Raw genomic sequence first — 17,474 nt, 5'->3', positions numbered from 1 at the left:
CAAACCGTTTTAGAGGTCCAGCAGCCAGCTGTGCTGCGGGTCGTTGTGGAAATGCCAGGCGCGCTTGGGGCCCGCCATCACGTTCAGGTAGTAAGACTCGTAGCCATACGGCACGCTGACCGGGTGATAGCCCTTGGGCACCACCACCAGATCACTGTTTTCCACGGCCATGGCCTGGTCGATGCTGCAGTCGTCGGTGTACACCCGTTGGAACACGAAGCCCTGGGGCGGGTTGATCTGGTGGTAGTAGGTCTCTTCAAGAAAGCTCTGGTGCGGCAGGTCGTCGGTGTCGTGCTTGTGCGGCGGGTAGCTCGACGAATGCCCGGACGGCGTGCGCACTTCCACCACCAGCAGCGAATGGGCCGGGTCGGTATCCGGCAGGATGTCGCACACGTAGCGGGTATTGGCGCCTTTGCCGCGTACGCTGCGCTTGCACTGTTCAGGACGGATCAGGCGTGGCTCGAAACCCGGAGCACCCGGTGCGGCGCACACGGCAATCTGCACGTCGCTCAACGCCGTGACCTGGGCATCGGTACCCGGCGGCAGATAGGCGGCGAACGGCGATTTGTCCTCGAACACCGACTGGCGATCACCGAGGTTCTGCCAGTTGAAGCCCTCGCCTTCGATATTGACCCGACCGCTGAGCAGCACCAGGCACAGCTCCTGATCGCCGGCAGTCACCGGCAATGTTTCGCCAAGGCTCAGGCGGTAGGCGGCAAAGCCTACGTATTCCAGGCGGCCCTCTTCCAGGGCGACCATGGTTTGTCCGCGTTTACTGCTCTTTACCAGCAAGCTCATGGTTGGGTCCTCTCATCGAGAAGCGCACGCAATGTGTCATAGCCCTTTTTCGCATAGACGTAGCTGGGCGCCACGGCCGGATCCTGCTCGGCTTCTACCACCAGCCAGCCCGCGTATTTCGCGGCCATCAGCACATCGAGCAACTCGGCAAAATCGATATCGCCATCCCCGGGCACGGTGAAGGTGCCGTTGACGATGCAATCGGGGAAGCTCCACATCTGGTTGCGCGCCAGTTGCACCACGGCTTTGCGCACGTCCTTGAAATGCACGTGGCAGACGCGGTCGATATGCTTGCGCAACACCTCGATGGGTTCGCCGCCGCCCATATAGCAGTGGCCCGAATCGAACAGCAGGCCGACTTCCGGCCCGGTACGGCCCATCAACTGATCGATGTCTTCAGGCGATTCGACATACGCGCCCATATGATGGTGGTACGCCAGGCGCACGCCCTGGGACAGGGTGAAACGCGCCAGCTCCGTGAGTTTGTCGGCGTAGTCCTGCCAGGCCTGTTCACTCTGAAACCGAGGACGCTCGATCAGGCGAATGCGCGAGCCCTGGATCGAATCGGCCACCTCGCCGTACACCAGCACCTTGGCGCCGTTTTGTTTCAGCAGTTCGACGTGGCCGGCGATGGCTTCGATTTCTTCGGCCACCGAGCGACGGGCCAGGCGACTGGAGTACCAGCCGGAGACCAGCGCCAGGTCATAGGGGCGCAGGACGTCGCCGACGCCCTTGGCGTCCTTGGGGAATTTGCCGTTGAGCTCGAAACCTTCGTAGCCGATTTCCTTGCCTTCGCTCAGGGCGGTGCTCAGCGGGGTTTCACCGCCGAGGGCCGGAAGGTCGTCGTTGCTCCAGGAGATCGGGTTGATGCCAATTCGGATTGCGGGCATGGCTGCACCTTTATTATTTTCTGGTATCACTGAGATCTGCTTTCTGTGGGAGGGGGCAAGCCCCTCCCACATTGGATTGCATTTCAAATTAAGAACTTGGTTCAGCCTCGGGCACTGCGCCAGGCGTTGATCAACTGCTCAAAGGTCGCCTGGACCTGCTGGATCAACGTCTCATCATCGATCTCCCCCGCCATCCACAAACGGCTCGGCTCCTGGAAAATCGTGCGGCCCACGGCAAACCCACGGCAGGTGCTGCTCTGGCTGGCTTGCTGGAAGCCGGCGGACAGGCATTCGGCCGAGGCGTTCAGGCCCAGCAACACCACGCCACGGCAGTACGGGTCGCGTTCCTGGATCAGTTCGTCGAGCTTTGTCCAGTCCTCGGCCGACTGTGCCTCGATCTTCCACCACGCCGGGTAGATACCCAGGTTGTACAGGCGCTTGAGGCTGCGATAGAGCACGTCCGGGTAAGTGGACGGATGATCCTTGGGCGGGATGACTTCCAGCAGCAGCTCATGGCCGCTGGTCACCGAAGCCTCGTACACCGCCTTGAGCTGCGCTTCCTGTTCCAGGCGCAACATGGGCTCGTCGTCGGGGTGGTATTGCACCAGGCACTTGATGATCTGTTCCTGAGGCCAGGCAATCAGGTTGCTGCCGATCGAGCGGCCATGTTCGAACGCCAGGGGCCGCGAGTTCTGCACCTCCACCGGACGCGCGATCCACCAGCCGCGACCGCTGGCGGCATTGAGCGCGTCCTGGCCGAAGCGCTGGTCGGCCAACAGACCCACATCGGCCTCAACGCCCTGCTCGGCGAGCTTTTTCTCCACGCGTTCGATGGCCTGGATAAACAGCTGCTTGATCTCGCTGATCCGGGTCAGGTCCTGGCCGCCGCGTTGCGCCAGTTCCACCAGTTGCCAGCGGTGATCGAAGGCAAAGATGAACAGCTGCTTCCAGGCCTTGCGCGGCACGGTGACGCGGTGCAGGCGTTGCAGGGTCGCGTCCTGGTCAGGCCGGGTGATCGGCACCGGGCTGTTGAACAGGTAATCCAGTTCGGCCGGGGTCGGCATGGCCGGCGCACAGGCGTGGCGCGAGACCACGAGACCACCGCAGGCATTGGCCAACTGGCTGCAACGCTCATCGCTGGCGTCATTGATCCAGCCGCTGAGGAAGCCCGACATAAAGGCATCGCCGGCGCCCAGCACGTTAAGCACTTCAACCCGCACGCCAGGGTAGATGGCGCCCTCTTCCAGGCGCGCCGGGATTGCACCGTGGATCACCGTGCAGCCTTGCGGGCCGAGCTTGACCACCAGGGTCGCCGGGGTCAGTTCACGCACGGTGCGCAAGGCGGTGAGCAGATCTTCGCTGCCGCCGGCAATCAAAAACTCTTCTTCGGTGCCGACGATCAGGTCGAAACGCGGCAGGATTTTCTGCACATGCTGGCTGACGTTCTGGTCGGCGACAAACCGGGTTTCGCCGTCGGCCTTGCCCGCCAGGCCCCACAACACGGGGCGGTAGTCGATATCCAGCACGCGCTTGACGTTGTGCTTGGCCGCATAGTCCAGGGCCTGGATGCTGGCCTTGTACACGCCGTCGGTGGAGAAATGCGTGCCGGTGATCAACAAGGCTTTGCTCGAGGCAATAAAGGCTTCGTTGACGTCTTCGGCGCGCAGGGCCATGTCGGCGCAGTTTTCGCGGTAGAACACCAGCGGGAAGGTTTCGCGGTCCTTGAGGCCCAGCAGCACCATGGCGGTGAGGCGTTCCGGGTCGACCTTGATGCCGCTGACATCGCAGCCTTCGCGGGCCAGGGATTCCATCAGGAAACGGCCCATATGGTCGTCCCCCACCCGGCTCAACATTGCCGACTTGAGCCCCAGCCTGGCAGTGCCGAACGCGATATTGGCGGAGGAACCGCCGAGGTATTTGGCGAAGCTGGACACGTCCTCAAGCCGCGCACCTACTTGCTGTGCGTAGAGGTCGACGCCCAGGCGCCCGAGGCAAATCAGATCCAATTGACGCCCACTGGCAAAACGAGTCTGGCCCATGCTGGCTCCTGTTATTTTTATCAGCCTGCGTTGTGCCGTCGTGGCGGCGGCAAACGCTCTTGGTGGGAGCAGACTAGAACGTCCGGCGGCGGCAATCAATATTTATTCCAGAATTATTTTTAGTGGAATATTTTTTCCAATACGTCAGCATAGGGGCATGCCAGCTGCCGTGCATCGTTTCAGCAGGCCACGCGGGCCGTGATGCCGGGGTATTTTTTTACGCCTACCCTGTAGACTTGCGCCACCCACCAGCGCATCAGAAGAACACGCCAGAAGGATTGCCCATGTCCCGCACCGATCCCGAGACCACCCTGGAAGACACCATCGCCAGCCCTCCGATCAATGCCGAACGCCTGTTGCAGCTGATCACCGACGAGTACGAAAGCCTGCCGCGCCAGCTCAAGCGCATCGCCAGCTACATGAGCCAGCAGAGCGACCGGATCATGGTCGACCGCATCAGCGACATCGCCCGCGAATGCGAAGTGCACCCCTCGGCGATCGTGCGGTTTTCCCAGCGTTTCGGCTTCAGTGGGTTCAGTGAGATGCAGGCGCTGTTTCGCGAGGCCTACACCCACAAGACCACACCGGTGCAGAACTACCAGCAGCGCATCCGCAGCATGATCGCCAACAAGTCGCAGAAAGCCAGCGGCGGCGACCTGGCCCGCGAGTGCGTCAACGCGACCCTCTCGGGTATCGAGCGCCTGGGGCTGGAACTGGATGATGTGGCCTTCGACAAGGCCGTCGACCTGGTGGTCAACGCCGACAATATCTACGTGGTTGGGGTGCGCCGGTCGTTCGCGGTGGCCGATTATCTGGTCTACAACCTGCAGCACACCAACAAGCGCATCCACCTGATTTCCGGTTTGGGCGGCAGCTATCGCGAGCAGATGCGCAGCGTGCGCGCCAATGACCTGGTGATCGCCATCAGCTTCACGCCCTACGGCAAAGAGACCCAGCACTGCCTGCGGATCGCCCAGCACCATCAGGCCAAGACCCTGATCATCACCGACAGCAACCTGTCGCCCCTGGCCAAGCGGGCCAACGCGGTGCTGCTGGTGAATGAAGGCTCGTCGTTTGCCTTCCGCTCATTGAGCGCCACCTTGTGCCTGTGCCAGGCGTTGTTTATTGCCGTGGCGTATCGGTTGGAGTTGAAGGTGGATGAGATTCACGAGCAGGTCGGGTTTGATGACTGACTATCAAACACCGCAAATCAAATGTGGGAGGGGGCTTGCCCCGATAGCGGAGTGTCAGTCGACAGCAACATCAACTGATACACCGCTATCGGGAGCAAGCCCCCTCCCACAATGGACCGAGATAGGCCGGGGATCAGTGCATGAAAATTGCGATCAGGATGATCACCGGGATCGGCACGCCGAGGAACCACAGAAGTAATGAGCGCATGGTGTTCTCCTTGAATTAACGAACGTAGGTTTCGGTTTCGACGTACACCACGGCATCGCGGCGACGGCCACCAAAGGTTGCAGCGAAGCTGGCAAAGAAGGCGCCGATCAACAGGGCGACAAAGGTCCACAGCGAGGTATAAGCGGCGACTTTGGCGGCCGTTTCAGCGGCTTGCTTGGCCTTGAGCTTGGCGTCTTCGACGGCTTTACGCGCGTCGCCGTAGACTTTGTCGATACGCGCTTCGGCATCGGCCTGGCTGAGGTTGGTGCGCTGGCTGATCAACTGGGCCAGGTAGGCACGGTCTTCAGCGGCGAGTTGGCCGTCGTTGCTCAGGGTGCGGGTAAAAATGCGCGCAACCACGCCATGGGCAGCGTCATCACTGACGGCAACCGGGCGATCGTCACGAAACAGGTTGTCGACGTAGTAGTCAAAATCGCCGCCGTTGACGCCTTTGGCTGCGCTGCCTGCGGCCTGGGTGATACCGCTGGCCGCACCGGCTGCCACGCTGGCACCGGCTTTCACGCCGCCGGTGAGCACACTGCTGACCGAACCGACCACCAGCACGGCAGTGATCAGCGTGGCGACGGCCCAGGCCAGGAAACCATGGGCGGTGTCGCGAAAGTACACTTCATCGCCATGCATATTGGCCCACTTCACCCGCAACCGGCCGGCGATGTAACCCCCCAGGCCCGAGGCGACGATCTGGGTAAAGGCCAGCCAGACAATCGTGGAAATGCCAAGCCCCTTGGCGCTGATGCCGCTGTCGGCCCACGGCGACGCCGCCGAGAAACCCAGGCCGAAGCCCAGCAATACCAGAATCAGGGATAACGCAGCCGCCGCAGCGGCCCCGGCAAAGATAGCCCCCCAGGAAACCCCGGAGCGCGCGCTCGACTCTTGCAGCGTGGATGACGATGTGATCATTGTTATGGTGCTCCCGGCAGGAAAAATAGTGTTACAAGTCTCAAAAGGGACAGTGCAGGCAGCATGCCAGTCGCGCTTAAAATTAAATCCGTTGTATTTCAACAGGTTAAGTAAATTGAACTTGCCTGAACCATGCAACTTGCAAGAAATGATTGTTGCAGGCGGGCGTAATGCATTCCCTGTGGGAGGAGATTGCTCCCCGGCCGGTACCCGTCATGAAAGTTGTGTCAGTTTTGCCAACATGAAGTTTTATTTAGGAAGCGTTCAGCCGTTTCTTGGCAAAATGCCCCCACTTCTAGTGTGAATCGCTCACCAGGTAATCCTATGACCCGCATTTTGACCATCGAGGATGACGCCGTAACGGCCCGCGAGATCGTCGCCGAGCTGAGTAGCCATGGACTGGACGTAGATTGGGTGGACAACGGCCGCGAAGGCCTGGTCCGCGCCGTGAGTGGTGATTACGATCTGATCACCCTCGACCGCATGCTGCCGGAACTCGACGGCCTGGCCATCGTCACCACCCTGCGCACCATCGGCGTATCGACGCCGATCCTGATGATCAGCGCCCTCTCCGACGTCGACGAGCGCGTGCGTGGCCTACGCGCCGGCGGTGATGACTACCTGACCAAGCCTTTCGCCTCCGACGAAATGGCCGCCCGCGTCGAAGTGCTGCTGCGCCGCAAAAGCACGGTCAAGGAATTCGAAACCGCCCTGCGCGTGGCCGACCTGGAACTGAACCTGATCAGCCGCGAAGCCAGCCGTGCCGACCAGCCCCTGAGCCTGCTGCCCACCGAATACAAACTGCTGGAATTCCTGATGCGCAACACCGGGCAGATCCTGTCGCGGATGATGATCTTCGAGGAAGTCTGGGGCTATCACTTCGACCCGGGCACCAACCTGATCGACGTGCACATCGGCCGCCTGCGCAAGAAAATCGATCCACCGGGCCTCCCGCCGCTGATCCGCACGGTACGAGGTTCCGGTTATGTCATTGCTGAACCCCTCTAAGGGCTGGCGCTCATCCAGCAGCCGCTTGCTGGCGCTGTACAGTTCGTTGTTCGTGGCCTGGAGCTGCATCCTCATGGGGGTGCTGTATTACGAGGTCTCGGGTTACCTGAGTGACCTGTCGCGCCATTCGCTGATGCAACGCCAGCACCTGTTCCAGCGCTTCGACGGCGAAGAACTGGTGGAAGCGTTGACCACCAGCATGACCTTCGACATGAAGGGCGTGGACGCCTACGGCCTGTTCGATGAGCAGTTCCGCCCCTTGAGTGGGCCGATCCGCGCGATTCCCCCCGACCTGCCGCTGGACGGCAAGATCCACGCCCTGGCCAATTGCGTCGACTCCGACGACCCCAAACTGCCCAAGGACAGCTGCGACGCCGTCGCCAGCCATACCGACGACGGCCGCTGGCTGGTACTGGTGCGCGCCAATGGCTCGCTGTTCGGGGTGACGCGGATCATCTGGCATGCCCTGCTATGGGCGCTGTCCCTGACCATTATCCCCGGCGCCGCCGGCTGGCATCTGTTGCGTCGCCGCCCGCTGCGCCGGATCCGCGGGATCCAGGCCAGCGCCGAAGCCATCGTCGCCGGCGACCTCACCCACCGCTTGCCGCTGTCCAACCGGCGTGACGAACTGGACATGCTCGCGGCCATCGTCAACGCCATGCTCGATCGCATCGAGAAGCTGATGAACGAGGTCAAGGGCGTGTGCGACAACATCGCCCACGACCTGCGCACCCCATTGACCCGCCTGCGCGCGCAGCTCTATCGCATCCGCCAGGAGGCCGAGCAGGACTCCGGCTACGCGGTGAAACTGGACGACGCCATCGCCGAGACCGACACCCTGATGGCGCGCTTTCGCGGGCTGCTGCGTATCTCCGAGCTGGAAGACCACCAGCGCCGTTCCGGTTTCCTGGTCATGGACCCGCTGCCGCTGCTGCGCGAGTTGCATGACTTCTACCTGCCCCTGGCCGAGGAAGGCGAATTGCAGTTGCGACTCGAAGTCCCCGAGTCCCTGCCATGGATCACCGGCGACCGCGCCCTGTTGTTCGAAGCCCTGGCCAACCTGCTGAGCAACTCCATCAAGTTCTCTCCAGCGGGCGGCGCAGTGATCCTGCGGGGACTCAACGATGCCGGCAGCACGCGCATCGAAGTGCACGACTCTGGGCCCGGCATACCGGCGGCGGAACGCGATGCGGTGTTCCAGCGCTTTTATCGGGTGGATGAAGGCGACCAGCAAGGCGGGTTTGGGTTGGGTTTGTCGATCGTGGCGGCGATCATCAACCTGCATGGGTTCAAGCTGGAAGTCGGCACCAGCGAGCAAGGCGGCGCGCGCCTGGTGCTGGAGTGTCGCCAGCAGCTGATGCCCGAAGCCTGATCCATAAGCCAGTGAGGTCAAACTGTGGGAGGGGGGCTTGCCCCAATGCCAGTCAGTTAAGGAGGAACACTGTAACTGTGGTGAGCGGGCTTGCCCCGCGCTGGGCTGCGAAGCAGCCCCAATCAGGCTCCCTGTGTTCTGTCAGGTAAACCGCAGCGCCTGGTTTTGGGTCTGCTGCGCAGCCCAACGCGGGCGGTGCGACGATTCGACAAGCCCGCTCACCACAGGGGAACTCGCCAGTCTCTGAAAGTTGTGAAGATAGCTATCGCCCCTCCCACAGTAGTCTTGCATTGCCTGGTAGAACGAATCAGGCCGGGAAGTTGGCGCGCAACGCCTCGACCCCGCCTTTGTACATCCCGGCAAACAGCTCTTCCACCGCCGCCTCCGTAGTACCCGCCGCCGGGGTAAACACACCGGACCAGGTCACTTTCGCCGACGAATCACTCAACGCCTCAACCTGCACGGTCGCAAGATAGGCACTCACCGGAAACGGCGACTCTTCAATGGTGTAGCTGTAAGTACGCCCGACGTTATCGAAGGTCTGCAAACGCTCGACGATCACACCCCCGTCGGCGGTCGTCAGATGGCGCACGCGGCCACCTTCACCGGGCTCGCTCTTGGCGATAAACGGAAGCCAGTCCGGCAGGCTGTTGAAGCCACCCACCAAGTGCCAGACCGTCTCGGCCGATACCGGGATTTCAATCACTGCAGATGCTGTTGGCACGCTAAATCTCCAAAAGTCGTAGGAAAACGTCGTGCACAGCCTGCCACGCCCCGGACTTCAATGCATCAATTCCCGCAAGCGATGCCACGCCATTCCCAACGCCAGCAGCGGCGAGCGCAACGCCTTGCCGCCGGGAAAGGTCATGTGCGGCACCTGGCTGAAAATATCCAGGCCCTGGCTGTGGCCCGCGTGTATGCCTTCGGCCAGCAGCCGCGCGCACCAGTGGGTCACGTTGAGCCCATGCCCGGAATAGCCCTGGGCGTAGAACACGTTCGGGTATTGCTTGAGCCGCCCGACCTGGGGGAATCGATTGGCGGTGATGCCGATCCTGCCGCCCCACTGGAACGCGATGGCGGTGTCGGCCAATTGCGGGAACACCTTGAGCATCTTGGGCTGCATATAGGCCGCGATGTCTTTGGGATCGCGCCCCGAGTAATGGCAGGCGCCGCCGAACAACAGGCGACGGTCGGCGGACAACCGGTAGTAATCCAGGCCGACTTTCTGGTCGCACAGCGCCAGGTTCTGCGGGATCAACTGATTGGCCTGTGCAACCGACAGCGGTTCGGTGGCGATGATGTAGCTGCCCGCCGGCAGCACCTTGCCGCTCAGGCGCGGTTCCAGTTCCTCCAGGTGCGCATTGCAGGCCAATACCAGGCTGGCCGCGCGTACCGTGCCGCCAGCGCAACGCACCTGCACCGTGTCGCCGTGGATCAGTTCCAGCACTTCGGTGTGCTCAAAGATCCGCACCCCAAGGGACTCGGCCACCTGCGCCTCGCCGAGCACCAGGTTCAGCGGGTGCAGGTGCCCGGAGCCCATGTCCACCAAGGCGCCGGCATACTGCGTCGAATCCACCACGTCGCGGATGTCCTGCGGGCCCACCAGGCGGGTTTCATGCACATAACCCAGGCGCGCCAGGCTGTCCTGCTCGCCCTTGAACGCAGCGAACTGCGCCGGGGTGTTGGCCAGCTCGGCAAATCCCCAGCGCAAGTCGCAGTCGATCCCGTGCTCGCGAATGCGCTCGCCCACCAGGGCCACCGACTCGATCCCGGCCCGTTCCAGGTAACGCACGCCCTCCTCGCCCACGTACTTGGCGAACCCCGACACATCGTGGCCGATCCCGCGAATCAACTGCCCGCCATTGCGCCCGCTGGCGCCCCAGCCGATACGCCGGGCCTCCAGCAGGATCACCGAGAGCCCGCGCTGGGCCAGTTCGATAGCGGTGTTGACCCCGGTAAAACCAGCGCCGATCACACAGACATCGGCGCTCAGGTCGGCGCCCAGTGCCGGGCGCTCCGGCATGGCATTCGCCGACGCAAGGTAGTAGGAACGGGCGTGGTCGCTGGATGGGATCATTTGTTGGTCTTCACTTTGCTCCAGGCGCGGGTCATCAGGCGCATGGTCGCCGGAGTCGGCGTGGTGGAAATATAGAGTTTATCGAGCACTTCCTGCGGCGGGTACACCTCGGGGTTATTCACCAGTTCAGGGTCCATAAAGGCCTTGGCGGCCGGGTTGGCATTGGCGTAACCGACCGAGGCGCTGACCTTGGCGATCACTTCAGGGTCGAGCAGGTAGTTGATGAAGGCATGGGCCTCTTTCGGGTGACTCGCATCGGCCGGGATCGCCAGCAGGTCGAACCACAGGTTGGAGCCTTCCTTGGGAATCGAGTAGGCGATATTCACGCCGTTCCTGGCTTCCTTGGCGCGGTTGGCGGCCTGGAATACATCACCGGAATAACCGAACGCCACGCAGATATCGCCGTTGGCCAGGTCCGAAATGTACTTGGAGGAATGGAAGTAGGTGATGTACGGCCGCAGCGTCAACAGCTTGGCCTCGGCCTGCTGGTAGTCCTCGGGGTTCTCACTGCGCGGGTCCTTGCCCATGTAGTTGAGGATCGCCGGGAACAGCTCATCCGCCGAGTCGAGGAAGGCCACGCCGCACTGGTTGAGCTTCTTGAGATTCTCCGGTTCGAACAGCACCGCCCAGGAATCGATATGATCGATACCCAACACCTGCTTGACCTTGTCGACGTTGTAGCCGATGCCGTTGGTACCCCACAGGTACGGCACCGAGTGCGCATTGCCCGGGTCGTTTTTCTCCAGCAGCTTGAGCAGCTTGGGGTCGAGGTTCTTGAAGTTGGGCAACTGCGAACGGTCGAGCTTGAGGAACGCGCCGGCCTTTACCTGGCGCGCCAGGAAGTGGTTGGAAGGCACCACCACGTCATAGCCGGTGCGACCGGCGAGCAACTTGCCCTCCAGGGTTTCGTTGGAATCGAACACGTCGTAGATCACCTTGATCCCGGTCTTGGCCTGGAAATCCGCCAGGGTGGTCTCGCCGATATAGTCGGTCCAGTTGTAGACGCTCACCGTCGGCGCGGCTTGGCCGGCACCGCTGAACGCGGCCACCAGGGCCAGCGGAAGAAGCTTGTTCACAAGACGCATATCGACACCCCTTTTGTGTTTTTTAGACGCTCAACAGCAGGAACTCACGCTCCCAGGAACTGATCACCCGCTTGAAATTCTCGTGCTCGGCGCGCTTGACCGCGACGTAGCCGCGCACGAACTTGTCGCCCAGGTACTGCTTGACCGTGTCGCAGTCCTCCATCCGCGCCAGGGCGTCTTCGAGGGTGAACGGCAGGCGCAGGTTGCGGCGCTCATAGGCGCGGCCTTCTACCGGGGCGCTGGGTTCGATCTGTTCGATCATCCCCAGGTAGCCACACAGCAGGCTGGCGGCAATGGCCAGGTAGGGATTGGCATCGGCGCCCGGCAGGCGGTTTTCCACGCGCATCGCATCCGGGCTCGAGGTGGGCACGCGCAGGCCGACAGTACGGTTTTCTTCGCCCCACTCCACATTGACCGGCGCCGAGGTGTCCGGCAGGAAGCGGCGGAACGAATTCACGTTGGGCGCGAACATCGGCAACAGCTTGGGGATGTACTTCTGCAGGCCGCCGATATGGTGCAGGAACAGCGGGCTCATGTTGCCGTCGGCGTCGACAAACACCGGCTTGCCTGTGGCGATCTCCACCACGCTCTGGTGCAGGTGCATGGCGCTGCCGGGCTCGTCGGCCACCGGCTTGGCCATGAAGGTGGCGGCCACATTGTGCTTGAGCGCGGCTTCGCGCAGGGTGCGTTTGAACACGGTGATCTGGTCGGCCAGGTCGAGGGCATCGCCGTGGCGGAAGTTGATTTCCATCTGCGCCGGGCCGTCTTCATGGATCAGCGTATCGAGGTCCAGGCCCTGGGCTTCGCACCAGTCGTAGACGTCTTCGAACAGCGGGTCGAACTCGTTGGCCGCATCGATGGAGAACGACTGGCGCCCGGTTTCGGCACGGCCGGAACGGCCAATCGGGGTTTTCAGCGGCAGGTCCGGGTCCTCGCAGCGCTGGGTCAGGTAAAACTCCATTTCCGGCGCGACAATCGGCTGCCAGCCCCGGTCGGTGTAAAGCTGCAGGACTTTCTTCAGCACGTTGCGCGGCGACAGTTCGATGGGGTTGCCATGCTTGTCGAAGGTGTCGTGGATCACAATCGCGGTGGGCTCGATGGCCCACGGCACCACGTAGGTCGCGTTGGCCACCGGGCGGCAGACCATATCGATGTCGGCCGGGTCCAGCAGGTCGTAGTAGATCTCGTCGTCGACAAAGTCCCCGGTTACCGTTTGCAGCAACACACTCTCCGGCAGGCGCATGCCTCGCTCATGCAGGAACTTGTTGGTGGGCGCAATCTTGCCGCGTGCGATGCCAGTCAAGTCACTGATCACGCATTCGACTTCGGTAATCTTGTGTTCTTTCAGCCAGGCGGACAGCTGATCGAAGGGGGCGTTCATAAGGACCTCATCATGGGGTGGGTGCCGCGCCGGCTTGTACTCGCGGCGCATTGAGGTCTATCTTGGGCCAGCCTTCACAGGCCATCTATCCACTTTGCACGCAGCACAACGCACCAATAGAGTGCGCACGGATCACCCATGACCCAGGCAACCGCTTTGCGCGTACAGGCCTTCACCACCGCTGATGTGGCCGCCCAATGCAGTGCGACACCCGGTTGGGTGCAGCAGTACCAGCAGATGTCCCCGGGGCATTTTGCCGGGCGCGTCCGCTACCTCGACCTGCACGGTGTGCAGGTGTACGAAGAGAGCATGAACACCCGTGTGGAGCAGCACTTCAACGCACCGCCGGGCGCGCTGGCGTTCTGTTTCGATGGCAGCGACAACGCGCTGTATCTGCTCAATGGCGAAAGCCGCAACACCTGGATCACCCCGGAAAACTACCGCGAAGTGGCGGTGGTGTTCGGGCCGCAATTCGTGCAGCGCCACGGCCTGGATGTGGAGACGCTGGAAGGCCTGTTCATGGCGCCGCTGACCTGCCAGCAGAACGCGCTGTTCAGCCGCTGGCTGAGTGGCACCCTGACGCGCTTGTCCACGGTCATCGACCCCGTTTCCCTCACTCAGCAACTGCTCGACGACTGCCTGTTCATCCTCGACAACGCCTGCGTGTGCCTGGATCGCAGCTCATTGCAAAAGCGCAGTGAAGAACGCCGGTTGATGGCGCGCATAGGCGAGTGGGCGGCGGATGCGCCGGACGAAACCGTCAACCTGTTGGAACTGGCGCGGATTGCCGGCGTACCGCTGCGCCAGTTGCAACAAGGGTTCAAGACCTACACCGGGATGAGCCCGGCGCAGTGGTTGCGCCTGCGCCGGTTGAACGGGGCACGGCGGGAATTGTTGAGCGGTGCCGGAACGACCGTGGCCGAGGTGGCGATGAATTGGTCGTTCTGGCATTTGGGGCGGTTCTCTAACAGCTATCGAGCGTTGTTCAAAGAGCTGCCGAGCGAAACCCTCAAGCACTCACTTTGAAATGCATCTGAAAATGTGGGAGGGGGCTTGCCCCCGATGGCGATGGGTCAGTCAACATCTCTGTATCTGAACTACCGCAATCGGGGTGTAGCCCCCTCCCACATTGAATTGCATTTCAAGGTTGGGATTTTAGGAAGGTTGAGATTAGTTGGTTAACCCGCTCCGCCGCCTCCAACTGCACCATATGCCCCTGCCCCGGCAGAATCTCCACCTGGGCCTCCAGCCCCTGGGCATGGCCGGCCGGGATGATTGCATCGTCACTGCCCCAGATCACCAGGCTCGGTTGCTCCCCCACTACGTTGCGCAAATCCAGGCGCTGGCGCCCATCCTCAAACAACTGGGCATTGAGCTGACGAAGCGCCTGGTCCACCCCTTCCAACCGCTTGAACTTGAGCATGTCCTCCAGCATCTGCCGCGTCACCAGCGCCGGGTCGCTGAACAGTTGCATCAGTTGCGGCTTGAGCGCGTTACGGTTATTGGCTTCGGTGAAACTTTGCAAGTAATCGCCATTGATGTCCGCACCCAGCCCGGCGCTGGCGATCAGGGTCAGCGAGGCAACGCGCGCCGGCGCATGGCCGGCAAGCGTCAGGCTGACCAAGCCGCCCATGGAGTGCCCGGCCAGGTGCACGCGCTCGAGCTTGAGGTGATCGAGCAAGGCCAGCACGGCCTGGCTCAGCTCCTCGGCGTCACCGGTTTGCAGATGCTTGCCAGACTCGCCATGCCCCGGCAAATCCACGGCGATCACCCGGCGCTCGGCGGCCAGGGCCGGTTGGTTGAACAGCCAGTTGTTCAAGTCGCCGCCAAAGCCATGCACCAGCACCAGCGGCGTACCGCCGTCGCCCAGGTCGAGATAGCGCAGCAAGCGCCCGCCCACCTCGACCTTCTGCGCACTCGGCCCGGTGGCTTCGGCTTCGGCGCTGCTTGAGACGAACCCGGCGTTGAAGCTTTCGATCACCGCATCGATCTCCGCCTCGCTGGCCTCACCTTCCACCACGATCCCCAGCAGCGCGCCCACCGGCAAGGTCTCGTCGCTCAGCGCCAGCACGCGGCGCAGCACACCACTGAACGGCGCCTCGACACTGCTGGAGATCTTGTCGGTCTCGACGTCCAGCACTTCCTCGCCCTTCTCCACCCGGTCGCCGGGCTGCTTGAGCCAGACGTCGATGCGGCCTTCGGTCATCGACAGCCCCCACTTGGGCATGGTCAAGGTATGGATCATGCGGCGTTCCTCTTGTCGGCGATCTTCAGCACCGCGGCCTCGATCTTCGCGGCGTTGGGGATGTACAGGTCTTCCAGCGCATCGGAAAACGGCACCGGCGTGTGCGGCGCGGTGACCATCTCGATCGGCGCACGCAGGAACGAGAAGCCCTGCTGGGCCACCAACGCACTGATGTCGGTGGCGATGGAACAGCGCGGGTTGGACTCGTCGATCACCACCAGGCGCCCGGTTTTCTCCACGCTCTCGAGGATGCTGTCTTCGTCCAGCGGGCTGGTGGTGCGCAGGTCCAGCACTTCGCAGTCGATGCCCTGGCGTGCCAGGTTGGCGGCGGCTTCCAGGGCGATATGCACCATGCGGCCGTAGGTCACCAGGGTCACGTCGCGGCCTTCGCGCACAAAGTTGGCTTCGCCGAACGGCACGGTGTAAAGCTCTTCCGGCACCTCACCTTGGAGGCTGTAGAGCATCTTGTGTTCGAGGAAGATCACCGGGTCGTTGTCGCGGATCGCCTGGATCAGCATGCCCTTGGCGTCATACGGCGTGGCCGGGCACACCACCTTGAGGCCGGGAATGTGCGTCCACATCGAGGTGAGCATCTGCGAATGCTGGGCGGCGGCGCGCAGGCCGGCACCGTACATGGCGCGCACCACCAGCGGCGTGGTGGTCTTGCCGCCGAACATGTAGCGAAACTTGGCGGCCTGGTTGAGCAACTGGTCGAGGCAGCAGCCGATAAAGTCGACGAACATCAATTCGCACACCGGGCGCATGCCACGGGTGGCGGCGCCGACGGCCATGCCGACGTAGCCGACTTCGGACAACGGCGCATCGAGTACGCGGTCCGGAAACTCCGGGTACAGGCCCTTGGTCACGCCGAGCACACCGCCCCAGGCGTCCTGCTCGCCGGGGGAACCGGTGCCGCCGGAGACGTCCTGGCCGATAATGAACACGCTCTGGTCGCGGCGCATTTCCTGGGCCAGGGCTTCGTTGATTGCCTGCTGATAGCTGATTTTGCGAGCCATGAAATTCTCTCCGAGTCTTGTAGTTATTAGCGGTAGGCGACGTAGACATCACTGAGCAGGTCGGCGGCCTGGGGCTTGGGATCGGACTTGGCCAGGCGCACGGCGTCGTCGATCAACTGCGCGACCTCGCCGTCGATACGTTCGAATTGGGCCGCGTCAAGCCAGCCTTCGGCATTGCAGCGCTGGCGGAACAGTGCGAGGCAGTCGTGGGATTCGCGCAGGTTCTTCACCTCGTCCGGGCCACGATAGGTTTGTGCATCGCCTTCGAAGTGGCCGTAGAAGCGACTCAGCTTGACTTCCACCAAGGTCGGCCCGTCGCCTTTGCGTGCACGCTCCACGGCCACGCCCAACGCCGCGTGTACGGCAAAGAAGTCATTGCCATCGACAATCACCCCCGGCATGCCGAAGCCCACCGCCCGCTCGGCAATGTCCTTGCACGCCACCGACCAGCCGGAACCGGTGGCCTCGGCATAGCCGTTGTTCTCGGCAACGAACAGGCACGGCAGTTTCATGATCGACGCCAGGTTCATCGCCTCGAACACCGCGCCCTCGTTGGAGCCGCCGTCGCCGAAAAATGCGACCGCCACGCCCTGGCTGCCCTTGAGCTTGGAGGCCAGCGCGGCGCCCGCCGCCAACGGCGCACCCGCCCCGACAATGCCGTTGGCGCCGAGCATGCCCTTCTCCTGGTCGGCGATGTGCATGGAGCCGCCCTTGCCTCCGCACACGCCGGTTTTCTTGCCGTAGATCTCGGCCATCATGCCGAACACATCCACGCCCTTGGCGATGCAATGGCCATGGCCACGGTGGTTTGAGGCGATGCAATCTTCATCGTTGAGGTGGGCCATGACCCCCGCTGCGCTGGCTTCCTGGCCGGCATACAGGTGCACGAAACCGGGGATCTCGCCGGTGGCGAATTCCACATGCAGGCGTTCTTCGAAATCACGGATGGTGCGCATCACGGTGTAGGCATGCAGCAATTGATCGGTGGACAGGTGGGTGGACATCTTGTTGTTCTCCAGGTTGTCTCGACACACAAAAGGCTGGCTGCGGCCAGCTGCAAGCGGTTCAGCACAGCCTGTGCCAAGGTGCGATGAAACCTGGCAAAGCCTTGATCCAGAGCAGTGCCGTGCGGTTGTGCCGGGACGGTATGCCTGTGCAGAATGAGACGGTGCATTGCACTGTGCAGGCGGCGTCTCGGCCGGAATGAGACGCCGCGTCTCACGCGGGGCTGTTGGTCAGGT

At 62.5% G+C, this 17,474-nt stretch carries 15 protein-coding genes; 4 read left to right on the top strand and 11 right to left on the bottom strand.

The genetic code is table 11. The features are described 5' to 3' along the window. Window positions 1–9 precede the first annotated feature (9 nt). The 3 genes from iolB to iolC form a co-directional block, all read right to left on the bottom strand. Window positions 10–798 (bottom strand): 5-deoxy-glucuronate isomerase, encoded by a 789-nt coding sequence (gene iolB, locus BFP99_RS16470; protein ID WP_065947722.1) that lies wholly within the window; start codon window positions 796–798, stop codon window positions 10–12. Then, window positions 795–1,688: a myo-inosose-2 dehydratase gene (gene iolE, locus BFP99_RS16465; protein WP_065927951.1), complete on the bottom strand. Its 894-nt coding sequence runs from the start codon at window positions 1,686–1,688 to the stop codon at window positions 795–797. Before iolE ends, iolB begins: the two co-directional genes overlap by 4 nt. Before the next feature lie 101 nt (window positions 1,689–1,789). Beyond that, window positions 1,790–3,727, bottom strand: a complete 1,938-nt coding sequence (iolC, locus tag BFP99_RS16460) for a bifunctional 5-dehydro-2-deoxygluconokinase/5-dehydro-2-deoxyphosphogluconate aldolase (protein WP_065947721.1) — start codon at window positions 3,725–3,727, stop codon at window positions 1,790–1,792. Window positions 3,728–4,011: 284 nt separating this feature from the next. On the opposite strand from iolC, the gene BFP99_RS16455 reads away from it, so the two are divergent. Next, on the top strand, window positions 4,012–4,920 hold the full coding sequence (locus BFP99_RS16455; RefSeq protein ID WP_010211026.1) for a MurR/RpiR family transcriptional regulator: 909 nt from the start codon (window positions 4,012–4,014) through the stop codon (window positions 4,918–4,920). 223 nt (window positions 4,921–5,143) lie between these two features. Here the strand turns inward: BFP99_RS16455 and BFP99_RS16450 are convergent, their stop codons facing one another. Then, a complete protein-coding gene (locus BFP99_RS16450) occupies window positions 5,144–6,049 on the bottom strand; it encodes a hypothetical protein (RefSeq protein WP_065947720.1) in 906 nt (301 codons plus the stop codon). Window positions 6,050–6,373: 324 nt separating this feature from the next. On the opposite strand from BFP99_RS16450, the gene BFP99_RS16445 reads away from it, so the two are divergent. Then, the gene (locus tag BFP99_RS16445; RefSeq protein WP_027606536.1) at window positions 6,374–7,057 is read left to right on the top strand and encodes a response regulator transcription factor; all 684 of its coding nucleotides are present in this window, start codon (window positions 6,374–6,376) and stop codon (window positions 7,055–7,057) included. Continuing rightward, entirely contained in the window at window positions 7,035–8,429 is a 1,395-nt protein-coding gene (locus BFP99_RS16440; RefSeq protein ID WP_065927954.1) for a sensor histidine kinase, read from the top strand. Before BFP99_RS16445 ends, BFP99_RS16440 begins: the two co-directional genes overlap by 23 nt. 307 nt (window positions 8,430–8,736) lie before the next feature. On the opposite strand, the gene BFP99_RS16435 is transcribed toward BFP99_RS16440, so the two are convergent. Genes BFP99_RS16435 through BFP99_RS16420 form a run of 4 tightly spaced genes read right to left on the bottom strand, consistent with a single transcriptional unit; the run spans window position 8,737 to window position 12,972 of the window. Next, window positions 8,737–9,153, bottom strand: coding sequence for an SRPBCC family protein (locus tag BFP99_RS16435; protein ID WP_065927955.1), 417 nt, complete (start codon window positions 9,151–9,153; stop codon window positions 8,737–8,739). 57 nt (window positions 9,154–9,210) lie between these two features. Next, window positions 9,211–10,506, bottom strand: a complete 1,296-nt coding sequence (locus BFP99_RS16430; RefSeq protein WP_065927956.1) for an NAD(P)/FAD-dependent oxidoreductase — start codon at window positions 10,504–10,506, stop codon at window positions 9,211–9,213. After that, on the bottom strand, window positions 10,503–11,591 hold the full coding sequence (locus BFP99_RS16425; RefSeq protein WP_065927957.1) for a polyamine ABC transporter substrate-binding protein: 1,089 nt from the start codon (window positions 11,589–11,591) through the stop codon (window positions 10,503–10,505). Before BFP99_RS16425 ends, BFP99_RS16430 begins: the two co-directional genes overlap by 4 nt. Before the next feature lie 22 nt (window positions 11,592–11,613). Further along, a complete protein-coding gene (locus BFP99_RS16420) occupies window positions 11,614–12,972 on the bottom strand; it encodes a glutamine synthetase family protein (RefSeq protein ID WP_065927979.1) in 1,359 nt (452 codons plus the stop codon). Window positions 12,973–13,110: 138 nt separating this feature from the next. On the opposite strand from BFP99_RS16420, the gene BFP99_RS16415 reads away from it, so the two are divergent. Further along, window positions 13,111–13,998: a helix-turn-helix domain-containing protein gene (locus BFP99_RS16415; protein WP_065947719.1), complete on the top strand. Its 888-nt coding sequence runs from the start codon at window positions 13,111–13,113 to the stop codon at window positions 13,996–13,998. Between the two features lie 115 nt (window positions 13,999–14,113). On the opposite strand, the gene BFP99_RS16410 is transcribed toward BFP99_RS16415, so the two are convergent. The 3 genes from BFP99_RS16410 to BFP99_RS16400 are packed head-to-tail and all read right to left on the bottom strand — an operon-like array spanning window position 14,114 to window position 17,237. Further along, window positions 14,114–15,217 (bottom strand): acetoin dehydrogenase dihydrolipoyllysine-residue acetyltransferase subunit, encoded by a 1,104-nt coding sequence (locus BFP99_RS16410; RefSeq protein WP_065947718.1) that lies wholly within the window; start codon window positions 15,215–15,217, stop codon window positions 14,114–14,116. Further along, window positions 15,214–16,233, bottom strand: a complete 1,020-nt coding sequence (locus BFP99_RS16405; protein WP_027606544.1) for an alpha-ketoacid dehydrogenase subunit beta — start codon at window positions 16,231–16,233, stop codon at window positions 15,214–15,216. Before BFP99_RS16405 ends, BFP99_RS16410 begins: the two co-directional genes overlap by 4 nt. Window positions 16,234–16,259: 26 nt before the next feature. Continuing rightward, window positions 16,260–17,237, bottom strand: coding sequence for a thiamine pyrophosphate-dependent dehydrogenase E1 component subunit alpha (locus BFP99_RS16400; RefSeq protein WP_065927960.1), 978 nt, complete (start codon window positions 17,235–17,237; stop codon window positions 16,260–16,262). Window positions 17,238–17,474 lie beyond the last annotated feature (237 nt).

This window comes from Pseudomonas sp. 1 R 17 (assembly GCF_900067035.1).
Lineage (GTDB): Bacteria > Pseudomonadota > Gammaproteobacteria > Pseudomonadales > Pseudomonadaceae > Aquipseudomonas > Aquipseudomonas marginalis.
Note: the sequence above shows the minus strand (reverse complement) of the source record. Positions and strands in the feature narration are given on the sequence as shown.

Coding starts and splice junctions, on each gene's coding strand:
- BFP99_RS16455 (WP_010211026.1), top strand. CDS start 4,012: ATGTCCCGCACCGATCCCGAGACCACCCTGGAAGACACCATCGCCAGC.
- iolE (WP_065927951.1), bottom strand. CDS start 1,688: ATGCCCGCAATCCGAATTGGCATCAACCCGATCTCCTGGAGCAACGAC.
- BFP99_RS16420 (WP_065927979.1), bottom strand. CDS start 12,972: ATGAACGCCCCCTTCGATCAGCTGTCCGCCTGGCTGAAAGAACACAAG.
- BFP99_RS16445 (WP_027606536.1), top strand. CDS start 6,374: ATGACCCGCATTTTGACCATCGAGGATGACGCCGTAACGGCCCGCGAG.
- BFP99_RS16430 (WP_065927956.1), bottom strand. CDS start 10,506: ATGATCCCATCCAGCGACCACGCCCGTTCCTACTACCTTGCGTCGGCG.
- iolB (WP_065947722.1), bottom strand. CDS start 798: ATGAGCTTGCTGGTAAAGAGCAGTAAACGCGGACAAACCATGGTCGCC.
- BFP99_RS16415 (WP_065947719.1), top strand. CDS start 13,111: ATGACCCAGGCAACCGCTTTGCGCGTACAGGCCTTCACCACCGCTGAT.
- BFP99_RS16400 (WP_065927960.1), bottom strand. CDS start 17,237: ATGTCCACCCACCTGTCCACCGATCAATTGCTGCATGCCTACACCGTG.
- BFP99_RS16410 (WP_065947718.1), bottom strand. CDS start 15,217: ATGATCCATACCTTGACCATGCCCAAGTGGGGGCTGTCGATGACCGAA.
- BFP99_RS16450 (WP_065947720.1), bottom strand. CDS start 6,049: ATGATCACATCGTCATCCACGCTGCAAGAGTCGAGCGCGCGCTCCGGG.
- BFP99_RS16425 (WP_065927957.1), bottom strand. CDS start 11,591: ATGCGTCTTGTGAACAAGCTTCTTCCGCTGGCCCTGGTGGCCGCGTTC.
- BFP99_RS16405 (WP_027606544.1), bottom strand. CDS start 16,233: ATGGCTCGCAAAATCAGCTATCAGCAGGCAATCAACGAAGCCCTGGCC.
- iolC (WP_065947721.1), bottom strand. CDS start 3,727: ATGGGCCAGACTCGTTTTGCCAGTGGGCGTCAATTGGATCTGATTTGC.
- BFP99_RS16440 (WP_065927954.1), top strand. CDS start 7,035: ATGTCATTGCTGAACCCCTCTAAGGGCTGGCGCTCATCCAGCAGCCGC.